General features: G+C 65.6%; 19 protein-coding genes. 13 read left to right on the plus strand and 6 right to left on the minus strand.

Annotated elements, in window-relative coordinates; all coding sequences use genetic code 11:
* Positions 1-9 precede the first annotated feature (9 nt).
* The 3 genes from FRZ40_RS08175 to FRZ40_RS08185 are packed head-to-tail and all read left to right on the plus strand — an operon-like array spanning position 10 to position 4033.
* Positions 10-1020, plus strand: coding sequence for an ABC transporter permease (locus tag FRZ40_RS08175; protein ID WP_028370951.1), 1011 nt, complete (start codon positions 10-12; stop codon positions 1018-1020).
* Entirely contained in the window at positions 1017-1934 is a 918-nt protein-coding gene (locus FRZ40_RS08180) for an ABC transporter permease (protein WP_147233828.1), read from the plus strand. The genes FRZ40_RS08175 and FRZ40_RS08180 overlap by 4 nt, the downstream gene beginning before the upstream one ends.
* Complete coding sequence (locus FRZ40_RS08185) at positions 1931-4033, plus strand: ABC transporter ATP-binding protein (RefSeq protein ID WP_147233829.1); 2103 nt, start codon at positions 1931-1933, stop codon at positions 4031-4033. Before FRZ40_RS08180 ends, FRZ40_RS08185 begins: the two co-directional genes overlap by 4 nt.
* Positions 4034-4626: 593 nt before the next feature.
* Here FRZ40_RS08185 and FRZ40_RS44355 read toward each other — a convergent pair.
* Complete coding sequence (locus FRZ40_RS44355; protein WP_167528625.1) at positions 4627-4947, minus strand: hypothetical protein; 321 nt, start codon at positions 4945-4947, stop codon at positions 4627-4629.
* Between FRZ40_RS44355 and FRZ40_RS44695 the strand changes: the two genes are divergently transcribed.
* Together FRZ40_RS44695 and FRZ40_RS08200 are read left to right on the plus strand one after the other, a co-directional pair.
* Positions 4941-5588 (plus strand): hypothetical protein, encoded by a 648-nt coding sequence (locus FRZ40_RS44695; protein WP_193566979.1) that lies wholly within the window; start codon positions 4941-4943, stop codon positions 5586-5588. The two genes, FRZ40_RS44355 and FRZ40_RS44695, sit on opposite strands and share 7 nt — an antisense overlap.
* A 78-nt stretch (positions 5589-5666) precedes the next feature.
* The gene (locus FRZ40_RS08200; protein ID WP_147233830.1) at positions 5667-6122 is read left to right on the plus strand and encodes a hypothetical protein; all 456 of its coding nucleotides are present in this window, start codon (positions 5667-5669) and stop codon (positions 6120-6122) included.
* A gap of 33 nt (positions 6123-6155) precedes the next feature.
* Here FRZ40_RS08200 and FRZ40_RS08205 read toward each other — a convergent pair whose 3' ends face one another.
* A complete protein-coding gene (locus tag FRZ40_RS08205) occupies positions 6156-7001 on the minus strand; it encodes an aldo/keto reductase (protein ID WP_028364611.1) in 846 nt (281 codons plus the stop codon).
* Positions 7002-7190: 189 nt separating this feature from the next.
* On the opposite strand from FRZ40_RS08205, the gene FRZ40_RS08210 reads away from it, so the two are divergent.
* The gene (locus FRZ40_RS08210; RefSeq protein ID WP_028364610.1) at positions 7191-7937 is read left to right on the plus strand and encodes a GntR family transcriptional regulator; all 747 of its coding nucleotides are present in this window, start codon (positions 7191-7193) and stop codon (positions 7935-7937) included.
* A gap of 24 nt (positions 7938-7961) precedes the next feature.
* Here FRZ40_RS08210 and FRZ40_RS08215 read toward each other — a convergent pair whose 3' ends face one another.
* Positions 7962-9356: a CoA transferase gene (locus FRZ40_RS08215; RefSeq protein ID WP_147233831.1), complete on the minus strand. Its 1395-nt coding sequence runs from the start codon at positions 9354-9356 to the stop codon at positions 7962-7964.
* A gap of 118 nt (positions 9357-9474) precedes the next feature.
* Between FRZ40_RS08215 and FRZ40_RS08220 the strand changes: the two genes are divergently transcribed.
* Positions 9475-10707, plus strand: coding sequence for a citrate/2-methylcitrate synthase (locus FRZ40_RS08220; protein ID WP_147233832.1), 1233 nt, complete (start codon positions 9475-9477; stop codon positions 10705-10707).
* A gap of 23 nt (positions 10708-10730) precedes the next feature.
* On the opposite strand, the gene FRZ40_RS08225 is transcribed toward FRZ40_RS08220, so the two are convergent.
* On the minus strand, positions 10731-11042 hold the full coding sequence (locus tag FRZ40_RS08225; RefSeq protein WP_028364607.1) for a DUF2917 domain-containing protein: 312 nt from the start codon (positions 11040-11042) through the stop codon (positions 10731-10733).
* A 183-nt stretch (positions 11043-11225) separates the two neighbouring features.
* On the opposite strand from FRZ40_RS08225, the gene FRZ40_RS08230 reads away from it, so the two are divergent.
* The 3 genes from FRZ40_RS08230 (at position 11226) to FRZ40_RS08240 (ending at position 15878) form a co-directional block, all read left to right on the plus strand.
* A complete protein-coding gene (locus tag FRZ40_RS08230) occupies positions 11226-12638 on the plus strand; it encodes an aminotransferase-like domain-containing protein (protein WP_028364606.1) in 1413 nt (470 codons plus the stop codon).
* Positions 12639-12765: 127 nt separating this feature from the next.
* Positions 12766-14232, plus strand: coding sequence for a multidrug transporter subunit MdtD (gene mdtD, locus FRZ40_RS08235; RefSeq protein ID WP_147233833.1), 1467 nt, complete (start codon positions 12766-12768; stop codon positions 14230-14232).
* A gap of 371 nt (positions 14233-14603) precedes the next feature.
* On the plus strand, positions 14604-15878 hold the full coding sequence (locus FRZ40_RS08240) for an EAL domain-containing protein (RefSeq protein ID WP_028364604.1): 1275 nt from the start codon (positions 14604-14606) through the stop codon (positions 15876-15878).
* Here FRZ40_RS08240 and FRZ40_RS08245 read toward each other — a convergent pair.
* Positions 15834-16793, minus strand: a complete 960-nt coding sequence (locus FRZ40_RS08245) for a sigma-70 family RNA polymerase sigma factor (RefSeq protein ID WP_147233834.1) — start codon at positions 16791-16793, stop codon at positions 15834-15836. The genes FRZ40_RS08240 and FRZ40_RS08245 overlap by 45 nt on opposite strands.
* Positions 16794-16953: 160 nt before the next feature.
* Between FRZ40_RS08245 and clpP the strand changes: the two genes are divergently transcribed.
* On the plus strand, positions 16954-17607 hold the full coding sequence (gene clpP, locus FRZ40_RS08250) for an ATP-dependent Clp endopeptidase proteolytic subunit ClpP (RefSeq protein ID WP_147233835.1): 654 nt from the start codon (positions 16954-16956) through the stop codon (positions 17605-17607).
* Between the two features lie 9 nt (positions 17608-17616).
* Here the strand turns inward: clpP and FRZ40_RS08255 are convergent, their stop codons facing one another.
* Complete coding sequence (locus tag FRZ40_RS08255) at positions 17617-18228, minus strand: TetR/AcrR family transcriptional regulator (RefSeq protein WP_147233836.1); 612 nt, start codon at positions 18226-18228, stop codon at positions 17617-17619.
* A 48-nt stretch (positions 18229-18276) separates the two neighbouring features.
* On the opposite strand from FRZ40_RS08255, the gene FRZ40_RS08260 reads away from it, so the two are divergent.
* Positions 18277-18876 (plus strand): isochorismatase family protein, encoded by a 600-nt coding sequence (locus FRZ40_RS08260; protein WP_028364600.1) that lies wholly within the window; start codon positions 18277-18279, stop codon positions 18874-18876.
* Between the two features lie 98 nt (positions 18877-18974).
* On the plus strand, positions 18975-20285 hold the full coding sequence (locus tag FRZ40_RS08265) for an NYN domain-containing protein (RefSeq protein ID WP_147233837.1): 1311 nt from the start codon (positions 18975-18977) through the stop codon (positions 20283-20285).
* Positions 20286-20348 lie beyond the last annotated feature (63 nt).

Consider the following 20348-nt stretch of genomic DNA (forward strand, 5'->3'; position numbering starts at 1 on the left):
GGGATAACGATGGCGACGACGGTTTCCTCATCATCCGTGGCTCGCGGCACAGGCGGCGCGGCGCGTGTCGCGCGCTTCGTGGCGACGCGCGTCGGGCTGTCGCTGATCACGCTGTGGCTGCTGTCGGTGATCGTGTTCGCGGGCGGCCAGCTGCTGCCGGGCGATATCGGCCGCGCGATTCTCGGCCCGCTCGCCGATGCGCGCGCCGTCGCCGCGCTCAATCATCAGCTGGGCGCGGACCGGCCGCTTCTCACGCAGTACACGCAATGGATCACCCATTTCGTGCGAGGCGACATGGGCGTGTCCTATATCTTCCGCGAACCCGTCGCGCAGTTCATCGGCAGCGCGCTGGCGAATTCGGCGAAGCTCGGCCTGCTCGCGTTCGTCGTGGTCGTGCCGCTCGGCATCGCGGGCGGCGTGTGGGCCGCGATGCACGCGGGACGCTGGCTCGACGGCACGATCAGCATCGCGGGCTTGTCGGCGACCGTCGTGCCGGAGTTCGTGTCGTCGATCGTGCTGATTCTGATCTTCGGCGTGTGGCTGCAATGGCTGCCCATCGACGCGACGTACCCGCCCGACGCGGGCATCTTCACGCAACTGAAGCATCTGATGCTGCCCGTGCTGCCGCTCGTGTTCGTGTTCTTCGGCTACATCGCGAGGATGGCGCGCGCGGGCACTGTCGAAGCGCTCGATGCCGACTACACGCGCACCGCGATCCTCAAGGGACTGCCGCCGCATATCGTGATCTTCCGGCACGTGCTGCGCAACGCGTTGCTGCCGACCATCACCGTCGCCGCGACGCAGCTCGGCTACATGATCGGCGGACTCGTCGTCGTGGAGACGCTATTCCACTATCAGGGCATCGGCTCGCTGATCTACAACGCCGCGAAGGCAAAGGACTTTCCGATGCTCGAAGCGGGCGTGCTGACGGTCGGCGTCGTCTACACCGTCGCCAATCTCGTCGCCGACGGGCTGTACGTGCTGCTCAATCCGCGTCTGCGCGTGCGGAGCGCCGAATGAGCACGACCACGCCTTCCGCGCCCAATACACCCAATACGCCGGATACACCGGATCAACCCGTCCCGCCGTCGACGCCGCGCGCGCGCGACAGCCGCCATGACGTGCTGCGCGCCTTGCTGCGTTCGCCGACCTTCATCGTGGGCGCGCTGATCGTGCTGTGGTGGGTCGTGTGCGCGATGGCGGGCTTGTGGATCGCGCCGCTCGATCCGTACGCGTCCGACCCGTTGAACTCGCTCGCGCCGCCCGCGCACGGTCACTGGTTCGGCACCGATCAACTCGGCCGCGATGTGCTGTCGCGCGTGATCGTCGGCGCGCGCGACATCCTGACCATCGCACCGCTCGCGACGCTGCTCGGCACGCTCGCGGGAACGGCGCTCGGTCTTATCGTCGGCTACTTCGACGGCTGGGTCGACAACGTGGTCGGCCGCGCGATCGATGCCGTGCTCGCATTGCCGCTAGTGATCGTCGCGCTGCTTGCGCTCGCCGCCGTGGGCGCGTCGAACTTCACGGTGATCCTCGTGATCGGCATCACGTTCACGCCGATCACGGCCCGCACGGTGCGCGCCGCCGTGTTCGCGGAACGTCATCTCGACTACGTGGACGCCGCCCAGTTGCGCGGCGAAAACGCGTTCTACATCATGTTCGCGGAGATTCTGCCGAACGTGCTGCCGCCCATCATCGTCGAAGCGACGGTGCGCCTCGGCTACGCGATCTTCGCCGTCGCGACGCTGTCCTTTCTCGGCTTCGGCATCCAGCCGCCTTCCGCCGACTGGGGGCTCGCGCTTTCCGAGTCGTACACGCTGATGGCGGGCGGCGCATGGTGGACAGTCGTGTTCGATGCCGCCGCGATCGCCTCGCTCGTGGTCGGCGTGAACCTGATCGCGGATGCCGTGCAAGGAGCCGTCGACGCATGAACGGCCCGTCTCCTCCTCCACCTGCCTCGTTTCCTGCGTTCGACGTGTCGAAGAGCGAGCAGTCGGACGCGCTCACCATCGTCGGACTCACGGTTGCGTATCGCACGCGCGGACGCGAACGCGAGGTGCTGCAGGACGTGTCGTTCCGCATCAAACGCGGCGAATCATATGGGCTCGTCGGCGAATCGGGCTGCGGCAAGTCGACGGTCGCGATGGCGACGCTGCGCTATCTGGCGCGCAACGGACGCGTGAAGGCGGGCCGCATTTCGATCGCGGGCAAGGACGTGAATGCGCTCGATGCCGCCGCCTTGCGAAAGCTGCGTGCGAACAGCATATCGATGGTGTATCAGGATCCGTCGCGCGCGCTCAATCCGTCGCTGACGGTTGCGCGCCAGGTCGCCGAAGCATTCGAGGCCTCGGGCGCTTCATACGACGACGCGCTGCGGCAGACGGCCGAGATCCTGCGCAAGGTGCGCATCGCCGAGCCGGAACGCGTGATGGATAGTTATCCGCATCAGTTGTCGGGCGGCATGCAGCAGCGCGTCGTGATCGCAATGGCGCTCGCGTCGAAACCCGCGCTGCTGATTCTCGACGAACCGACCACGGGACTCGACGCAACCGTCGAGGCCGAAGTGCTCGATCTCGTCGCGCAGCTGCGAGACGAATTCCACACGGCCGTGCTCTTCATCAGCCACAACCTCGCGGTGATCGGCAGGATGTGCGAGCGCGTCGGCGTGCTGTACGCGGGCAAGCTCGTCGAGGAAGGCGCGACGCAGGACGTGTTCGCGCGGCCGCGGCATCCGTACACGGTCGGCCTGCTGCGCTGTCTGCCGACCGTCGGCCGCAGCAAGGACACTGACCGTCTCGACACGATTGCGGGGAGTCTGCCGCAGCCGGGTTCCGTCACGCAGGGCTGCGTGTATCGGGAGCGCTGCCGTCTCGCCGACGACCGCTGCCGGCGCGAAGCACCGCCGCCTTATCGCGTGAGTGCGCAGTATGGCGATCAGATGTCGCGTTGTCATTATCACGAGCGCGCTATCGACTTGCCGCGCATGACGCCTGTCGAAGCGTCCGCGAACGCGCGCATCGCGTACGACGCGTCGCCCGTGCTGCGCGCGAAAAACGTCTCGAAGACCTTCCATATCGCGGGCGCGGCGCTGCGTGCCGTCGACGATGTCTCGCTCGAACTTGCGAAGGGCGAGACGCTCGGTCTCGTCGGCGAATCGGGCAGCGGCAAGACGACGCTCGCAAAGCTGCTGCTCGGCCTCGTATCGCCCGATGCGGGCAGCGTGCTCGAACTCGACGGCGCGCCGCTGCCGGCGCGCGTCACGAGCCGCAACGACGATCAGGTGAAGTCGCTGCAGATCGTGTTCCAGAATCCCGATTCGGCGCTCAATCGCGCGCATTCGGTGCGGCGGCTGATCGGACGCGCGCTGTCGCGTCTGTCCGCGCTGCGCGGCGATGCGCGCGAGGCACGGCTCGAGTCGCTGGCGCAAGCGGTGCGGCTGCCTGACCGCTATCTGACGTCGCGCACGCGGCAACTGTCGGGCGGCCTGAAGCAGCGCGTCGCGATTGCACGCGCGTTTGCGGGTGATCCGCGCATCGTCGTGTGCGACGAGCCGACCTCCGCGCTCGACGTCTCGGTGCAAGCCGCGATCCTCAATCTGCTCGCGGATCTGCAACGCGATCGCGGCGTGAGCTACGTGTTCATCTCGCACGATCTGAATGTCGTGCGCTATCTGTCCGACCGCATCGCCGTGCTGTATGTGGGCCGCCTGCTCGAGATCGGGCCCGCGGCGGCCGTGTTCGACGGGCCGCATCATCCTTATACGGAAGCGCTGCTGTCGTCGGTGCCGGCGCTCGATCTGCACGATGGCGACACACCCGGCAACGCGAAGAGGCAGCGCATCCATCTGTCCGGCGAACTGCCGAGTCCCGCCGCGCCGCCCTCGGGCTGCGTGTTTCATACGCGCTGTCCGCGCAAGCTCGGCGCGATCTGCGAACAGCAGGATCCGCCGCACGCCGAGGCCGGCAACGGCCATCGCATACGCTGCCATATCCCCGTCGACGAACTGCGTACGCTTCAACAGCGCAACTGATCCTCGCTCGCCGATTCGCTGCTGCATCGCGCGTTGAAACGAAAAACAGCGTGTTTCGATGCGTGCGTTTCAGGCGCGAAACGTTTTTTGCGCGTTTCGCTGCCCGTGCAATACGGCTGTCATGCAAATGCCACGCGCGGCGGGCGTCTGCGCGCAATGGCATGTTTATCGCTAAATGACGCTCACGCATGGGGTTGCGTTGGGATCGACAAAACCCAGGGCTCCGCGACTTCACGCCGGTACACGAACGACGCAACGGCGCAAAGAAAAGACAGTCGATCCCACGTTCGATGATGAACGTCACGCAGAAACAAGAAGCCGCAGGCAGCGGGATGGGAGGCAGGAGCGCGCGACGTGCCACAAATAACGGCACGCGCCGCGACTGCAACGAGCAGCATAGCTCGCCCGCTGCCAACCGGCCTCTTAAAGAACAACGCCATAAGCAGTGAACAAGGAATGACGGCTGCGGGGCGTCGTTTCCTCGGGAGAGGTGCGATGAAGACCAACATGATTAATACGTACTACTACAAGGTTAAACGGGGTACGGCAACCCTCATGGTTGGCGCGGGGGCTCTCGTAGCGGCCCAGTGGGTTCAGGCTGCATCCACCGAAGACGTGATCCCGAAGTGGATCGTCACAGCCGATGCGCCACTGCCCGCCAGCGGCGCGCCGGCGGCGATGCAAGCTGCTGCCGGCGATACCCCATCGACGGGCGCGGCGTCAGGCACGACGACGGCCGCCGACGACGCGGCGTCCGTCTTTCTCCTCAGGACATGTATCGGCAATGCAGGCAACTGCTCGCCCAGTGGCGGGCGGGGTGGTGGCAGCGCGAGCGCAGGGGCGGGTGCGGCGGGATCGTCGGGATCGAGTTCGGGCGGCGGGGGTTTTGGGGCTGCGGCGGGTTCGAGTGGCAATTCGGGTGGTGGTGGGAGTGGCGGTAGTGGTAACGGCGGCGGCGGTAAAGGCGGTGGCGGTAACGGCGGTGGCGGCAACGGCGGCGGCGGCAACGGCGGCGGCGGCAACGGCGGCGGTGGTAACGGCGGTGGTGGTAACGGCGGCGGTGGTAACGGCGGTGGTGGTAACGGCGGTGGTGGCAACGGCGGCGGTGGCAACGGCGGCGGTGGCAACGGCGGCGGTGGTAACGGCGGTGGCGGTAACGGCGGTGGTGGCAACGGCGGCGGTGGTAACGGCGGCAGTGGCTGCGGTTGTGGCGGCAGCGGTCATGGTGGACCCAGCGGCGGCTTTGGCGGAGGCTTTGGCGGGTTCGGCGGCGGTTTTGGAAGTGGCGGCTTCGGTGGCGGCTTCGGCAAAGGCGGTGGCTACGGCGGAGGCTCCGGCTCGGGCGGCGGTCACGGCGGAGGCAGCGGACACTAGATCCGACTGGCGGCGCCCCGCGCCGCCCTCCCGCGACGGCGATCGCGCAGCATGGAGACGCTTCCTTGTCAGCGTCGACGGTGCCGTTCCGATCCCCCGGTCGGACGTCACCGCCTGGGGCCCGGCATCCGATAACCCAACGATGCCCACGCGAATCCGCGACGAGACCGGTCTGACATAGCACGCAAGGAGCGTGTACCGGAACCAAACCGCCCCGCCCGCCTCCTATCTATTCCACGTTCGATATGAGGCCTCTTATATGCAACGACACTTCCCCCGCCCCGTTGCACGCATCGCGTCTTGCCTGCTGATGGCTTCGCTGCTCGGTGGCGCGTCGCTGGCTCAGGCGCAGAATGCAACGCAAAACACCGCGCAAACCCAAGCCTCCCCTCCCGTCGATCCCACCTTCTCCGCTTGGTCGCTCGCGCAATCCTGCCAGCAGAAGTCCGATAACGTCGCGCATGGCCAATGCGTCGGCGCGATGCGCGGCATCATCCACGGCTATCAGTACGGCGTGCTGTTCCTGAGTCAGCGCTCGTCGCTGCCCCCGAAGGAAACGCAGCGCGTGTCACTGTGTCTGCGCGACGTGCCCGTCTCGACGCTCGTCGACGAATTCGTTCAGGACGCGAACCAGGTCAGCGCCGATTCGCTCAAGCGCACGCCCGCCGAAGTCGCCGTGCTCGGCTCGGTGCATATGCATCACGCGTGCGACTGAAGCATCGCCTGGAGCAGTGAATGCAGGCGCCGCTCACAGCATCTCGAGCGGCCGCTTGCTGCGCGGCGGACGAAAGTGCGCGTCGATCGCGGCGAGGTCGTCGGCGGCAAGATTCAGGTCGAGTGCGCGGCGGTTGTCGCGCACGTGCTCGATGCGTCCTGACTTGGGAATCGCGAACACCTCGGGCTGCCGCAGCACCCACGCAAGCGCGACCTGAAACGCGGACACGCCGTACCTGCCCGCGATATCGTCGAGCGGCGAGCGCTTTGGCAGACGCGCGTGATCGACGGGGCTATACGCCATCGCGGGCATCTTGCGGTCCGCGAGCCACGGCAGCAGATCGAACTCCGGCCCGCGCCGCGCGACGTTGTAGAGAATCTGGTTCGTCGCGCAGGCATCGCCGTCCGGCACGTCGACGAGTTCTTCCATATCGTCGACGTCGAAGTTGCTCACGCCCCAGTGACGGATCTTGCCGTCACGCCGCAGCGCCTCGAAACCCGCAACGGTCTCTTCAAGCGCTATCGAGCCGCGCCAGTGCAGCAGATACAGATCGATGCGATCGGTCTTCAGGCGCTTCAACGACTGCTCGCACGCATGCTGCACGCCGCGCCTGCTCGCGTTGTGCGGATAGACCTTGCTGACCAGAAACACGTCGTCGCGCAGGCCGTGCAACGCTTCGCCGAGCAGCGATTCCGTCGCGCCCTCACCGTACATTTCGGCCGTATCGATCAGCGTCATGCCGAGTTCGATGCCGCCCCGCACGGCTTCGATTTCCGCTTTGCGGCGCGACGGGTGCTCGCCCATCTCCCACGTGCCCTGCCCGAGTTTCGGAATGCGCTCGCCGCCCGGCAGCGTCACGCCGGCGATGTCGTTCGTCATGGTTGCGTCCTCGCAAGTGATGTCGTGAAGGTGTATTGAAGATGCGCCGCGTCTCGACGATCAATGCCGCAGCTGGTCCAGCGAGTGTAGCGCCCGATGGCGACGCGCATCCGCGTCCCGGCAAAACCCCGCTATAACGCCGCGCGCCAATGTCATAGAATTGCCGCTTGCCCTACTTGCGTCCGTCACATGAACCCAGTCTCGGAAGACCGTTGGCGCGATCTGCGCCCGGACCCGGAAAACGATACGCCGCTGTATCTTCAGCTCGCCCGCAAGCTCGGCACAGCCATTCACGAGAACCGCTGGAACGCCGGCGAAGCGCTGCCGTCGGAGCGCGTGTTGTCGGATGCGCTCGGCGTGTCGCGCATCACCGCACGCAAGGCGATCGCGCTGCTCGTCGAACAGGGGCTGATTCGGCGCTCGCAAGGCGCCGGCAGTTTCATCACGCCGCGCTATGAAGATCCGCTGTCGCGTCTGTCGAGCTTCAGCGAAATGCTGCGCCGGCGAGGCTTCACGCCGAGTTCGCAATGGCTGTCGCGCGAGATCGTGCCCGCCAATCGCGATGAAGTGATCCAGCTGGGGCTGTCACCCGCCGCTGCCGTGACGCGTCTGCGCCGCCTTCGCCTCGCGGACGGCATCGTGATGGCCGTCGAGAATTCGACCTTCCCCGCTTCCGTGATTCCCGATCCGCAAGCGATCGGCGATTCGCTCTACACGTATCTCGAACAGCGCGGACTGACGATCGTGCGCGCGCTGCAGCACTTCCGCGCCGTCAACGCGAGCGACGAGATCGCGCAGCAGATGAGCATCGCGCCGAACGACGCACTGCTGCTGATCACGCGCGTCGGCTACACGGCGGACCAGCGTGCGATCGAACTCACCGATACCTACTGCCGCAACGACTACTACGATTTCGTCGCGGAACTGCGCAAGTAGGGCGCACCTGAGCGCGCCCAGCGTTCACGCTTCCCAGCGCGCCGCGTCGGTGCCGATGGGCACGGGCGGCCGGGCATAGAACGCGGGCGTCTCCGACATCTGCTCCGCGGGCGCCGCCGCACGCACCCGGCCAAACGGCGAATCGACGTCGTGCAGCCCATCCTGCACGTCCTGATACGCGACATCGGGCACGCGCCAGCCGTCCTCGGTCTGTCCCATCGATTGCAGCCAGCGCCCCGTCTGCGCCAGCGACAGCCGCACGTGCCAGCTGCCGCCCTCCTGCGCGCGCCGCGCGAGCGCGACCATCGCACCGAACGCCGCGAGATAGCCCGTCGCATGATCGAGCGCCTGACATGGCAGATGCTTCGGCCCGTCTACGCCTGCCACGCGGCTCTCCGTGTACGCGATGCCGCTCGCCGACTGCACGAGACTGTCGAAGCCGCGCCGCATCGCCCACGGACCCGCGTGGCCGTATGCCGAGATCGACACGCAGACGATACCGGGCCGCAAACGCGCCAGCGTTTCGGGATCGAAACCGCGCGCGGCAAGCGAGCCAGGGCGGTACGCCTGGAGAAACACATCGGCATCGCCGGCAAGCGCCTGTAGCTGATCGCGCGCCGCGGGCTCACGCAGATCGAGCGTCGCGGAACGTTTACCCCGGCCGTTGTCGATGACGAGCGGCGCGATGTTCGGCAAATGCGGACCATTAATCAGCAGCACGTCGGCGCCATGTTGTGCGAGCGCGCGTCCCGCGACGGGACCGGCGATGATGCGCGACAGATCGAGCACGCGTGTGCCAGCCAGCGGACGCGTTGCCGGGCCGCGTCCGGGCGCTTCCGGCGGCGCATCGCCGATCCGTTCGATTTCGAACAGCGGCAGATTGGCGATCGCCTTTGCCTGATCGAGCGCCGCCCATTCGCGCGGCGAACGGATCAGCGCGGCGCACAGGCCGGCGTCGGCGAGCGTCTGATCGAGCTGGGCGCCGTCCCAGTTGTGGATCGCTTCGGCGACTGCGCCGGGATCGCCGTCGCAGCCCAGCACCTTCAGCACGCCCTGCAGATGATGCGCAAAGTTCGTATGCAACTGTATCCAGCGGCCGTCGCGCGTCGCGTAGAAGCCCGTCACGGGATGACGCAACTCTTGCGGCAAGCCGTCGTTCACGCGCAGATAACGCTCGCTGCGAAACGCAATGAGCGCCCGCCGCACGTTCACGTCGACGCGTTGCATGCGGCCCGTGCGCAGCCGGAAGCAATCAGCCGCGGCGAGCGCCATCGCGGCAATCGACGCGCTCGCGAGCGTCCCGACACGAAACACGGAAGGCAGCGACGGATCGTTGCCTTCCATCGACACATGTTCGAGCAAGGCGGGATCGCAACGGGCGACAGACCACAGATGATCGAGAGCAAGCTGGGGCGTCATGGCGAGCAGGCTTCCTGAAGAAAGAAGACGAGCTTCAGTCTAGGATTGCACCTCGCCATGATCAATCTTGATTTATATAATCAATATATATTCGTTTGTTTGGCTTTCGCTTCCCGATATGTCCACCACGCGCTATCTGTCCGCCCACGAAGCCGCCGCGATGCTCGGCATCAGCGTCACGACGCTCTATGCGTACGTCAGCCGCGGCATGCTGCGGTCCGCGCCCGATGCGAACAGCAAGCGGCGCCTCTACGATGCAGACGAAGTGCGGCGCCTCGCGCGCCGCAAGGAAGACGGCAAGCGCGCGGGCAAGGTCGCGCAGAAGGTGCTGGATTGGGGCGTGCCTGTGCTCGAGTCGTCGATCACGCTGATCGCGGACGGCAAGCTGCTGTATCGCGGCCGCGACGCGATGGAACTCGCGCGCACGGCGACACTGGAAGAAGTGGCGGCGCTGCTGTGGGAATGCAGCGCGCGGCGCATCGCCGACGCGCCCGCCGCGCCGCTCGCGGCCGCCCAATGGTCGGCATGGCTCAAGCTCTGGAGCGACAGCGCGCCGCTCGATCGCGCGCTGGTGCTGCTGCCCGCCGCCGCCGCGCAGATGCCGCGCGTCTGGGCGCTCGGCCGCGATGCGCAACTCGACAACGCCTGCGCGCTGATTCGCCTGCTGACGGGCGCGATGATCTCGGCGGCGCCGTCGAACGAACCGCTGCACAGGCAACTCGCCAGCGCGTGGGGCGTGCGCAACCGCGCGCAGATCAATCTGTTGAGAGCGGCCCTCGTCGCATGCGCCGACCATGAACTGAATGCGTCGACGTTCACGGTGCGCTGCATCACGTCGACGGGGACGCATCTGTTCGGCGCGGTCGCGGGCGGGCTCGCCGCGCTATCGGGGCCGAGGCATGGAGGGGAAACGGCACGCGTCGCCGCGTTGTTCGACGAATCCTCGCGCGCCGCCGATCTCGACCGCTATCTGGCGACACGTCTCGCGCATCATGAACAGAACGCGCCGGGACCGGTGATGTCGGGTTTCGGTCATCCGCTGTATCCGGACGGCGATCCGCGCGCCCGACTGCTGCTCGACCTGCTCGATGAGTGCGCGCCCAGCCGTTCGCCGCTCGCCGATGTGCAGCGGCTCGCCCGCACCGTACGCGACACGACAGGCGCCGAACCGACTGTCGACTACGCGCTGGCAGCTATCGAGCGCGTGCTCGGCCTGCCCGCCGGCGCGGCCTTCACGCTCTTCGCAGTCGGCCGGGTGACGGGCTGGATTGCGCATGCGATGGAGCAGAGCAGCGACGGCCGGCTGATCCGTCCACGCGCCAGGTACATCGGCGCGTATCAGGCGGACTGATCAACGCAGGTACGATCACCGGCTCAGACCGTAACCAGCCAGCGCGGCATCCACGTCCAGCGCGGCGGGCGGCGACGTTCGACGCGCACCGTATCGGCCGCCCCGCTCGTCACGGTCAGCGACAACCGCACACCGTCACGCCCCGCGCTCATCCACGCGACAGCGCCGCGCTTCAGTTCGAACGATTCGCCTGCCGCGAGCCAGTAATCGTCGGCGTCACCCTCGACCGTCAGCCAGAGTTCGCCCGCCAGCACGTTCACGGCAAGCGGCTGCGCGACCCGCCAGGCGCTTGCCGGCTCGCCGTGTTCGAGTTCGAAAGTCCGGATTTCACGCATTGCCAGCTCCTTGAAGTGCTTTTTCGCTTGCATCCATTATTGGCGTGCAATGATGACTGTCACATGCACAGTGCTGAACAGTTTCAAAAGAACTGTACAGCCAGAAAACCTGACAGTTGCTGGCGCTTCGACCGTGACAGACCGTTCCGCACGGCAGGCGCAGCGCCAGAAGGGAGACACCCGATGAAGCTGGATATCGACCTGAACCGCGAAAACGGCGTGCCGCTCACCGAGCAGATCGTGGGCGGCGTGCAGGAATGGATCCGCTCGCGCACCGCGCATCCCGGTGCGAAGCTGCCGTCGATTCGCCAGTTCGCCGCCGACAACGACATCAGCCGTTTCCCTGTGATCGAGGCGTACGACCGGCTGGTCTCACTCGGCTATCTGGATTCGCGGCCCGGCTCGGGGTTCTACGTAGCGGAGCGGCATCGCGCGTCGATGAGCGGCCAGGGTGCTTCCGACCCGCGGCGCGCCGAAGGCGAATCGGTGCATATCCTGCAGCAGTTCAATCATCCCGGCGAATCGCTGAAGCTCGGCAGCGGCTTCATCCCTGAAGCCTGGCGCGACATGGACAGTCTCGCGCAGGCGATCCGCCACGTGTCGCGCACCGACGGCGCGAGCATGATCGACTACGCGACGCCCCTCGGCAATGCAACGCTGCGCGAACATTTGCAGGCGCGCGTCGCGCAGCTCGGCATCGAAGCGGACGCCTCGCAGATCCTGATCACGATCGGCGCGAGCCAGGCGATGGACCTGCTGATGCGCTACATGCTGAAGCCCGGCGACACGATCTTCGTCGAGGATCCCGGCTACTACAACTTCAACGGCCTGCTGAAACTGCACGGCGTGAATCTCGTCGGCATTCCGCGCACGCGCACGGGCCCGGATCTCGATGCGATGCAAAAGCAGTTGCAGCAGCATCGCCCGAAGGTCTTCTTCATCAACTCCGTCTTTCACAACCCGACGGGCACGACGATCGCGCCGCCCATCGCGTTCCGCCTCCTGCAGCTTGCGCGCGAGCACAACTTCAAGATCATCGAAGACGACATCTACGCTGACTTCCAGAGCGATCCCACCGACCGCCTCGCGACGCTCGATCAGCTCGAACACGTGGTGTATATCGGCGGGCTGTCGAAGACCTTGTCGTCGTCGCTGCGGATCGGCTATGTGATCGCGGATCACGCGACCATCAAGGATCTCGCCGACATCAAGATGCTGACGAGCATCGGCGGATCGCGCTTCGCGGAGGCCGTGACCGTCGCGCTGCTCGAACGCGGGATGTATCGCAAGCATCTGGACCGGCTGCGGCGGCGCATGCGCGACGCACTCGGCGCGACCGTGCAGACGCTCGAGATGAGCGGCTGGCAGGTGTTCGAAAATCCGCTTGGCGGCAAGTTCGTGTGGGCGCGCGTGCCGCATGTCGAGGATGCGGAGCGGCTGGTCGAATGCGGCGCGCCGCTCGGTGTGACGGTGGCGCCCGGCAGCTACTTCCGTCCGAACGCGGAGCCGAGCCCGTGGATCCGCATCAACGCTGCGTTCGCGAACGAGCCGCGCGCACGGGCCTTTTTTGAGGCGGCGGCGCAGCTGAAGGCATAAGAAGGGGCAGCAGACGCAATGGGCGCAACACCTGCTGCTTCCACTCCCGGATGCGGCATCGACCTACAGCCGCTGCGCTTTTTCCTTAGAATGTGGGCTCCCCGCCCAGCCGCCCTGCCTCGTCTTCATGTCCGAATCGACCGAATCTGCAACCACCGCTCATCGCGATACAGGCAAAACCACACCCACGGCCCGCTCGCTGACAGTGATGCTGTGGATCGTCGCAACGGGCTTCTTCATGCAGACGCTCGATTCGACGATCGTCAACACCGCGCTGCCCGCGATGGCGCGCAGCCTGGGCGAACTGCCGTTGCACATGCAATCGGTCGTGATCGCGTATTCGCTGACAATGGCCGTGATGATTCCCGTCTCCGGCTGGCTCGCGGACAAGCTCGGCACGCGGCGCGTGTTCATGAGCGCGATTCTCGTCTTCACGATCGGCTCGTTGCTGTGCGCGAATGCGCAGACGCTCACGCAGCTCGTGATCTATCGCGTGCTGCAGGGCGTGGGCGGCGCGATGCTGCTGCCCGTCGGCCGGCTCGCCGTGCTGCGCGTGTTTCCCGCGGAACGCTATCTGCCCGCACTTTCGTTTGTCGCAATTCCGGGGCTGATCGGACCGCTGATCGGACCGACGCTCGGCGGCTGGCTCGTCAAGATCGCATCGTGGCACTGGATCTTCCTGATCAACGTGCCCGTCGGCATCGTCGGTGTGATCGCGACGTTCATCTTCATGCCCGACAGCCGCAATCCCGACACCGCGAGATTCGACATCAAAGGCTATGTGCTGCTGATCGTCGGCATGGTGTCGATCTCGATGGCGCTCGACGGACGCACCGAATTCACGATCCAGCACGCGACCGTGCTGATGCTGCTGATTCTTTCGCTAGGCTGTTTCGTCGCCTACGGATTGCATGCAGTGCGCGCCGCCAACCCGATCTTCTCGCTCGATCTGTTCAGGATTCACACGTTCAGCGTCGGCCTGCTCGGCAATCTGTTCGCACGGATCGGCAGCGGCGCGATGCCGTATCTGATCCCGCTGCTGTTGCAGGTGAGCCTCGGCTATAGCGCATTCGAAGCGGGCCTGATGATGCTGCCCGTCGCGGCCGCCGGCATGTCGTCGAAGCGTCTCGTCACGCGGCTCATCATGAAGTACGGCTACCGGCGCGTGCTCGTGTCGAATACGGTGCTCGTCGGTCTCGCGATGGCGAGCTTCTCGCTGACGAGCGAGCATCAGCCGCTATGGCTGCGCCTCGTGCAACTGGCTTTGTTCGGCGGCGTCAATTCGATGCAGTTCACCGCGATGAACACGCTGACGCTCAAAGATCTCGGCACGGGCGGCGCGAGCAGTGGCAACAGCCTGTTCTCGCTCGTACAGATGCTCGCAATGAGTCTCGGCGTCACGGTCGCGGGCGCGTTGCTCACCACGTTCACGGGTCTCATGCCCCGCGTGACGGCGGCCAACTCGCTGCCCGCGTTCCATGCGACCTTCCTGTGTGTCGGCCTGATCACGGCGGCGACGTCGTGGATCTTTGCGCAACTCGCGGCGGATATCCGGCAGCCGGCGAAACGCGCCGATCCGCAGGAACGCACCTGAGCGCGCGTGCTCGCATCCGGGCTCGCGCACGCCGCCCGTCATGCCCGAACGCTAATGGGGCGCGCGCCGCACCACCGGTGTGCGCTTCGCTTCTCGCGCGCATGACAGCATTGGCGATTGCGGCGCACAATTGAAGGCGTAGGCGGCCAGTATGCGGCCAATGCGCGGCCAATACGCGGCCAATACGCGGCGCGATTCACGCATGAGCAGCAGCGAACCCGCGGGGCTTCGTCATGCGCATGTTTCTTGCTGGCCTATCCTGTAAACTTGAATCTTTCGCGCGCCCATGCGCGGCCCATCACGTCCCCAACTGCTCGCTTTTTCAACCGCTTGCTTTTCAACCGCTTGCTTTTCAACCGATAACCGACACGATGAGCATGATCGAACTCGATCCTCCCGGCTTCCAGTCTCCACGCCCGATAGCGGGCGATGAAGGCTCGCGCCGCACCGTCCGGTATGGCGGCTACACGGTTTTCAGCGTGTTTCAGCCGGTTTTCTCGGTTTCGCACCGCCGCGCGATCGGTTATCACGCGTCGCTGCGCGCGCACGACGAGAACGGCAAGCAGGTGCCGTCGGCCGAAGTCTTCACGCAAGCCGCGCGGCGCGGCGATCTGCTCGAACTCGGGCGCCTCGCAGAATCATTGCACCTGGGCAACTTCAATGCGTTCGACAGCCACGACGAATGGCTCTTCCTGAGCCTGCATCCCGCCGCGCTGATGGACACCAGCTACGGCGACGCGCTGCTCGCGGGGCTCAAGGCGCTCGGTCTGCCCGCGCAGCGCGTGGTGCTGGAAGTGTCGGAGCAGGCGGGCGGCGAAACGACGCGTTTCGCCGAAATCATCGATTCACTGCGCAAGTCCGGCTTCCTGATCGCGCTCGACGGCTTCGGTGCGAAGCATTCGAACATCGACCGCGTGTGGAATCTGCGGCCCGATATCGTCACGCTCGATCGCTGCATCCTCGCGCAAGCCAGCGAGCATTCGCATATCGAGCGCGTGTTGCCCGGCATCGTGTCGATGCTGCATGAATCGGGGCAACTGGTGCTGATGGGCGGTCTGTCGACGGAGCGCGACGCGCTGATCGCGCTCGAATGCAATGTCGATTTCGTGCAGGGTTCGTTCTTCGCCGCGCCGAGCGTCGAGCCCGTCGCGCGCCAGGCGACGGTCAACCTGATGGACGAACTGTCGGCCGCGCTGCGGCAACGTGTGGCCGCCCGCGAACGCGCGCAGTCCGAGCGACTTGCACCGTTCGTCACGGCGCTCGAATCGGCGAGCGCGCATCTGGTCGAAGGCGAGACGATGGCCGACGCGACAGCGCCGCTGCTCGCGCTGCGCGAAACGGCGCGCTGCTTTCTGCTCGACGGCTCGGGCCGCCAGATCGGCGACAACGTGCTGCCATCGGGCCGTGCATCGCAGCGCGCCAAGCGCTTCCGTCCGCTGCTGCATTCGGAAGGTGCGAGCTGGGAGCGTCGCCCGTATTTCATCGAGGCCGTGCGCGCGCCCGGCCAGGTCCACCTGACGCCGCCCTATCTGTCGATCAACGAAGCGCACCTGTGCGTCACGGCGTCGATCGCGGCGGAAACGGCGCGCGGCATGCAGGTGCTATGCGTCGATATCAACTGGGAAGTGGCCGCGCATCGTAATTGACGCCGCCTGGTGGCTGACGGGCTGCAGCAGCCGCATCACCGCCGCGCGTCCGAACACGCGCGTCGCAGGCGCGAGCCGCAGCGCGCCCGTCACGATCCGCAACGCGACGATACGCTCGTCCTCGCCAATCGAAATATCGAGCAGCGCGTCGATTTCGCCATCGCGCATCAATGCGACGGCGCTCATGCCATTCATCGACACTGTTTCCATCTGATCGCCACGGCCGCGCATCGACAGCGTGGTCGCGACCTGATCGGCCGTCGCGACGGCGTCGACGGTTTCGGGCGCATCGCTGATCACGCTCGGCACGTCGCAGAAAAGCCGCACCAGGCCCACGCGGTCCTGCGCCTCCATCGCCGCCCGCAAGCGCTCGACGATGCGCGCATGCGCAGCGGGATCGGCCCGCTTCGCCGGCACGCCCTCACGCTGCAGCCGCTCCTTCGCGCGATGCACCATCTGCCGGCAATTCGCGGGCGTCTTCGCAAGAATCTTCGCAATTTCCGCGTAGTCGCATTCGAATGCCTCGTGCAGCACGAATGCCGCGCGCTCTTCGGGCTTCAGGCGTTCGAGCAGCAACATCACGCCATATGACATCTGCACGGCCTGCAGCGCGAGGTCTTCCGCCGACGGCGCAAGCCCTTCGAGCCAAGGGTCCGGCAGCCAGCCGCCCGAACGCGTCGTGCGCTCGATCTGCAGATGACGCAGCCGGTCGATCGCGAGACGGGTCGTGATCGTCGTGAGCCAGGCGGCCGACGAGCGCAATTCGCTGGCATCGGCGGCATGCCATTTGAGCCACGCGTCCTGCACGACGTCTTCCGCTTCCGCGCGGCTGCCGAGCATCCGGTACGCGAGCGCGAACAGCTTCGCGCGCACGGCCTCGAATTCCGCCGACTTCTCTCTGTCCGTCCGTTCCATGCGTACCGCTCCTGTGGCTGGTTCATCGGCTAGACGGGCAAGCCGTCCGCGATGTGACACGTCGACGCGAAAATATCCTTGTCACGCCGCGCCCCGCTTTCGCGTCATGCGACTGAAATCCCGCACCGCGCGGGCCTTTCCGTCAATCAGCGAGGAACGCATGCACCGTCACTTCTCTTCACCGTCCAATTCCGGCTTCAACCTCGTGCCGACCGTCATCGAGCAATCGAGCCGCGGCGAGCGCGCCTACGACATCTATTCGCGCCTCTTGCGCGAGCGGATCGTGTTTCTGGTCGGGCCCGTCAACGAGCAGTCGGCGAGTCTGATCGTCGCGCAGTTGCTGTTCCTCGAATCGGAGAACCCTGACAAGGATATTTCGTTTTACATCAACTCGCCCGGCGGCTCGGTCTACGACGGCCTCGCGATCTTCGACACGATGCAGTTCATCAAGCCCGACGTGTCGACGCTCTGCACCGGCTTCGCGGCCAGCATGGGCACGTTTCTGCTCGCGGCGGGCGCGCCCGGCAAGCGCTATGCGCTGCCGAATGCGCGCATCATGATTCATCAGCCGTCGGGCGGCGGCCAGGGCACGGCCTCCGACGTCGAGATTCAGGCGAAGGAAGTGCTGTATCTGCGCGGGCGCCTGAACAGCCTGCTCGCGGAACGGACGGGCCAGAGCCTTGCGCAGATCGAGAAGGACACGGATCGTGACAACTTCATGTCGGCGGACGCGGCGAAAACCTACGGACTCGTCGACGACGTGCTGACTGCGCGCGCGCCAATTCCCGTCGACGCACTGCACGCCACGACCTGACGCAGCGTTTCAGCGCAGGCGCGCCGCGAGATACGTCGACACGACCAGCTTGTACTCGTCGATCAGCGCCTTGCGCTCTTTCGGCTTCGCGGCCGCATACAGCGGATTCAGGCTCTTCACGACCTGTAGCGTGACTTCGGCGACGCGAAACGCGTCGTCGTCCGCCAACGCGGGGCTGTAGCGCTGAAACAGCTCGGCGAATTTGCTGCGCAAGCGGTTGCGCGCCGCCGCGTCGCGTTTGAAATTCAACGTCACCGACAGCAACGGCAGGTACGCGGGCCGCGCCGCCATGAACTCCGTCATCAGCGCGAAAATGCGGTCGACGAGTTCGTCGACGCTGCAATTCTGCGCCGCCTCGCCCAACGCGCTCCATTGCGCTTCCATTTCGTCGCCGTAGCGCGTACGCAGCGCGAAAACAAGCGCATCCTTGTTCGGAAAGTATTGATAAACGGCGCCGATCGACGTGCCCGCGCGTTCGGCGATCGCCGTCATCGTCGCCGCGTCGAAGCCGCGTTCCGCGATCACGTCGCCTGCGGCATCGAGCAGCGCGTCGACACGTTTCGCCGCGCGTTCCTGCTGCGGAATGCGCCTCACTTTCTGGTTATCTGAGGCAAGACTCATGTTTATCGATTATCATGACATGAGGCCATCCTCACATATAGGTGACGTATGACGCAAGCTCTTTCCGTCGATCCGCGCAGCACGGCACTCGTGCTGATCGATCTGCAACACAGCAATGTCGCGCGGCAGCTGGCGCCGCATTCGGCAACGGACGTCGTCGCGCGTTCCGTACGCGCCGCCGATGCATTGCGCGCGGCGGGCGGCACGGTCGTTTTCGTGCGCGTCGATGTCGCGCAACTGCTGTCGTTGCCCGCCGACGCGCCGCTGCGCCCGCGCGACGCGCCCGCTCCGCCGCCGCAAGCCTCCGACCTCGTGCCCGAATGCAACGTGCAGGCCGGCGACGTGATCGTGACGAAGCGCCAATGGGGCGCGTTTTACGGCACCGATCTGGAACAGCAATTGCGCCGCCGAGGCATTCGCACGATTGCACTGACGGGCATCGCGACGAACTTCGGCGTCGAGTCGACGGCACGCGCCGCGTTCGATCAAGGCTACGAACTGATCTTCATCGAAGACGCGATGTCGGGACTGTCGGGCGACACACACCGTTTTCCCATCGAGCATATTTTCCCGCGCATGGGTTTCGTGCGTTCGACGGAGGAATTCGTCAGCGCAGTCGCGGAGAATGGGACGTTCGGCGGCGCCTGAGGGCAGCGCGGCGCAGTGCGGGCGCGAGCATCGTGCAAACACTCGATCGACGCCGCGATGTGTGAGACGATCGAGCCTGCACTTCACTGGAGAAGCATATGGCGTCAGCCCAGGATACCGTCAGCATGGCGCTGTTCTGTGATTTCGAAAACGTCGCGCTTGGCGTGCGTGACGCGAAATACGAAAAATTCGACATCAAGCTGGTGCTGGAGCGCCTGCTGCTGAAAGGCAGCATCGTCGTGAAGAAGGCGTATTGCGACTGGGACCGCTACAAGGGCTTCAAGGCCGCGATGCACGAAGCGAACTTCGAGCTGATCGAAATTCCGCACGTGCGGCAGTCGGGCAAGAATTCCGCGGACATTCGCCTCGTCGTCGATGCGCTCGATCTCTGCTATACGAAGTCGCACGTCAACACGTTCGTCATCATCAGCGGCGATTCGGATTTCTCGCCGCTCGTGTCGAAGCTGCGCGAAAACGCGAAGCAGGTAATCGGCGTCGGCGTGCAGCGCTCCACTTCCGATCTGCTGACGGCGAACTGCGACGAGTTCATCTTCTACGACGACCTCGTGCGCGAAAACCAGCGCGCTGCCGCGAAGCGCGACAACGCGAAGGCAGCGCAACAGACCGCACAACAGCCGTCGAAGCGTGCGCCCGACGGCGAAAAGCGCAAGGAAGATCTCGACACGCGCAAGACGAAAGCAATCGAATTCGCCGTGCAGACTTTCGATGCCCTCGCGTCCGAGCGCGGCGACAGCGGCAAGATCTGGGCATCGGTGCTGAAGAACGCGATCAAGCGCCGCAAGCCAGATTTCAACGAGACGTACTATGGTTTCCGCGCGTTCGGCAATCTGCTCGAAGAAGCGCAATCGCGCGGGCTGCTCGAAGTCGGCCGCGACGAAAAGTCGGGCACGTTCGTGTATCGCAGCGCGGCGCCTGCTGCCGCTGCGCCCGTCGAGGTCGTGACGCCGCGCGAAACTGGCGATGAATGGGCGGCGATGCCGGCTGCCGCCGAGATCGTCGAGCTGGAGGAAACGGCGGTGGCCGCTTTTGCCGTCGAAGCAGATGAAGCCGTCGAGTTCGCGCCGTCAGTCGTGTCGACCGAGCCGGCGGACAAAAGCAAGAGCGAAACGCGCCGCAAGGATCGCAGCACGCGCAAGCCAGCCGCGAAGAAGGCGAAAAAGGCGAAGGCGGAGCGCGTCGAAACCATCGAGTCGCCAGCAGGTTCGTCGCAGCCCGCCGACGCGCAGCATGTCGCCGAACCCGTCGCGGCTTCGGAGTCTCAAGCTCCGTTGTTCGAAGCAGAAGTCCCGGCGACCCCGACGCCTGCCGCGAAAAAGAGACCTTCACGCAAATCGGCAACACGCAGCCGACGGCCTCGCAAAACCGAGGCAACCAGCGATACGGAATAAGTAACGCGTCATATGAGAGCGCCGCTCGATGAGCGGCGCTTTTCTTTCGTCATCGTGGCTGGC

The organism is Paraburkholderia azotifigens (assembly GCF_007995085.1).
Lineage (GTDB): Bacteria > Pseudomonadota > Gammaproteobacteria > Burkholderiales > Burkholderiaceae > Paraburkholderia > Paraburkholderia azotifigens.

Bases quoted from the DNA above. Each gene is read 5' to 3' on its own strand.
- FRZ40_RS08175 (WP_028370951.1), top strand. From the start codon at position 10: ATGGCGACGACGGTTTCCTCATCATCCGTGGCTCGCGGCACAGGCGGC.
- mdtD (WP_147233833.1), top strand. From the start codon at position 12,766: ATGTCCGAATCGACCGAATCTGCAACCACCGCTCATCGCGATACAGGC.
- FRZ40_RS08185 (WP_147233829.1), top strand. From the start codon at position 1,931: ATGAACGGCCCGTCTCCTCCTCCACCTGCCTCGTTTCCTGCGTTCGAC.
- FRZ40_RS08220 (WP_147233832.1), top strand. From the start codon at position 9,475: ATGTCCACCACGCGCTATCTGTCCGCCCACGAAGCCGCCGCGATGCTC.
- FRZ40_RS08265 (WP_147233837.1), top strand. From the start codon at position 18,975: ATGGCGTCAGCCCAGGATACCGTCAGCATGGCGCTGTTCTGTGATTTC.
- FRZ40_RS08180 (WP_147233828.1), top strand. From the start codon at position 1,017: ATGAGCACGACCACGCCTTCCGCGCCCAATACACCCAATACGCCGGAT.
- FRZ40_RS08245 (WP_147233834.1), bottom strand. From the start codon at position 16,793: ATGGAACGGACGGACAGAGAGAAGTCGGCGGAATTCGAGGCCGTGCGC.
- FRZ40_RS08225 (WP_028364607.1), bottom strand. From the start codon at position 11,042: ATGCGTGAAATCCGGACTTTCGAACTCGAACACGGCGAGCCGGCAAGC.
- FRZ40_RS08210 (WP_028364610.1), top strand. From the start codon at position 7,191: ATGAACCCAGTCTCGGAAGACCGTTGGCGCGATCTGCGCCCGGACCCG.
- FRZ40_RS08260 (WP_028364600.1), top strand. From the start codon at position 18,277: ATGACGCAAGCTCTTTCCGTCGATCCGCGCAGCACGGCACTCGTGCTG.
- clpP (WP_147233835.1), top strand. From the start codon at position 16,954: ATGCACCGTCACTTCTCTTCACCGTCCAATTCCGGCTTCAACCTCGTG.
- FRZ40_RS08205 (WP_028364611.1), bottom strand. From the start codon at position 7,001: ATGACGAACGACATCGCCGGCGTGACGCTGCCGGGCGGCGAGCGCATT.
- FRZ40_RS08240 (WP_028364604.1), top strand. From the start codon at position 14,604: ATGAGCATGATCGAACTCGATCCTCCCGGCTTCCAGTCTCCACGCCCG.
- FRZ40_RS08230 (WP_028364606.1), top strand. From the start codon at position 11,226: ATGAAGCTGGATATCGACCTGAACCGCGAAAACGGCGTGCCGCTCACC.
- FRZ40_RS08255 (WP_147233836.1), bottom strand. From the start codon at position 18,228: ATGAGTCTTGCCTCAGATAACCAGAAAGTGAGGCGCATTCCGCAGCAG.
- FRZ40_RS08215 (WP_147233831.1), bottom strand. From the start codon at position 9,356: ATGACGCCCCAGCTTGCTCTCGATCATCTGTGGTCTGTCGCCCGTTGC.
- FRZ40_RS08200 (WP_147233830.1), top strand. From the start codon at position 5,667: ATGCAACGACACTTCCCCCGCCCCGTTGCACGCATCGCGTCTTGCCTG.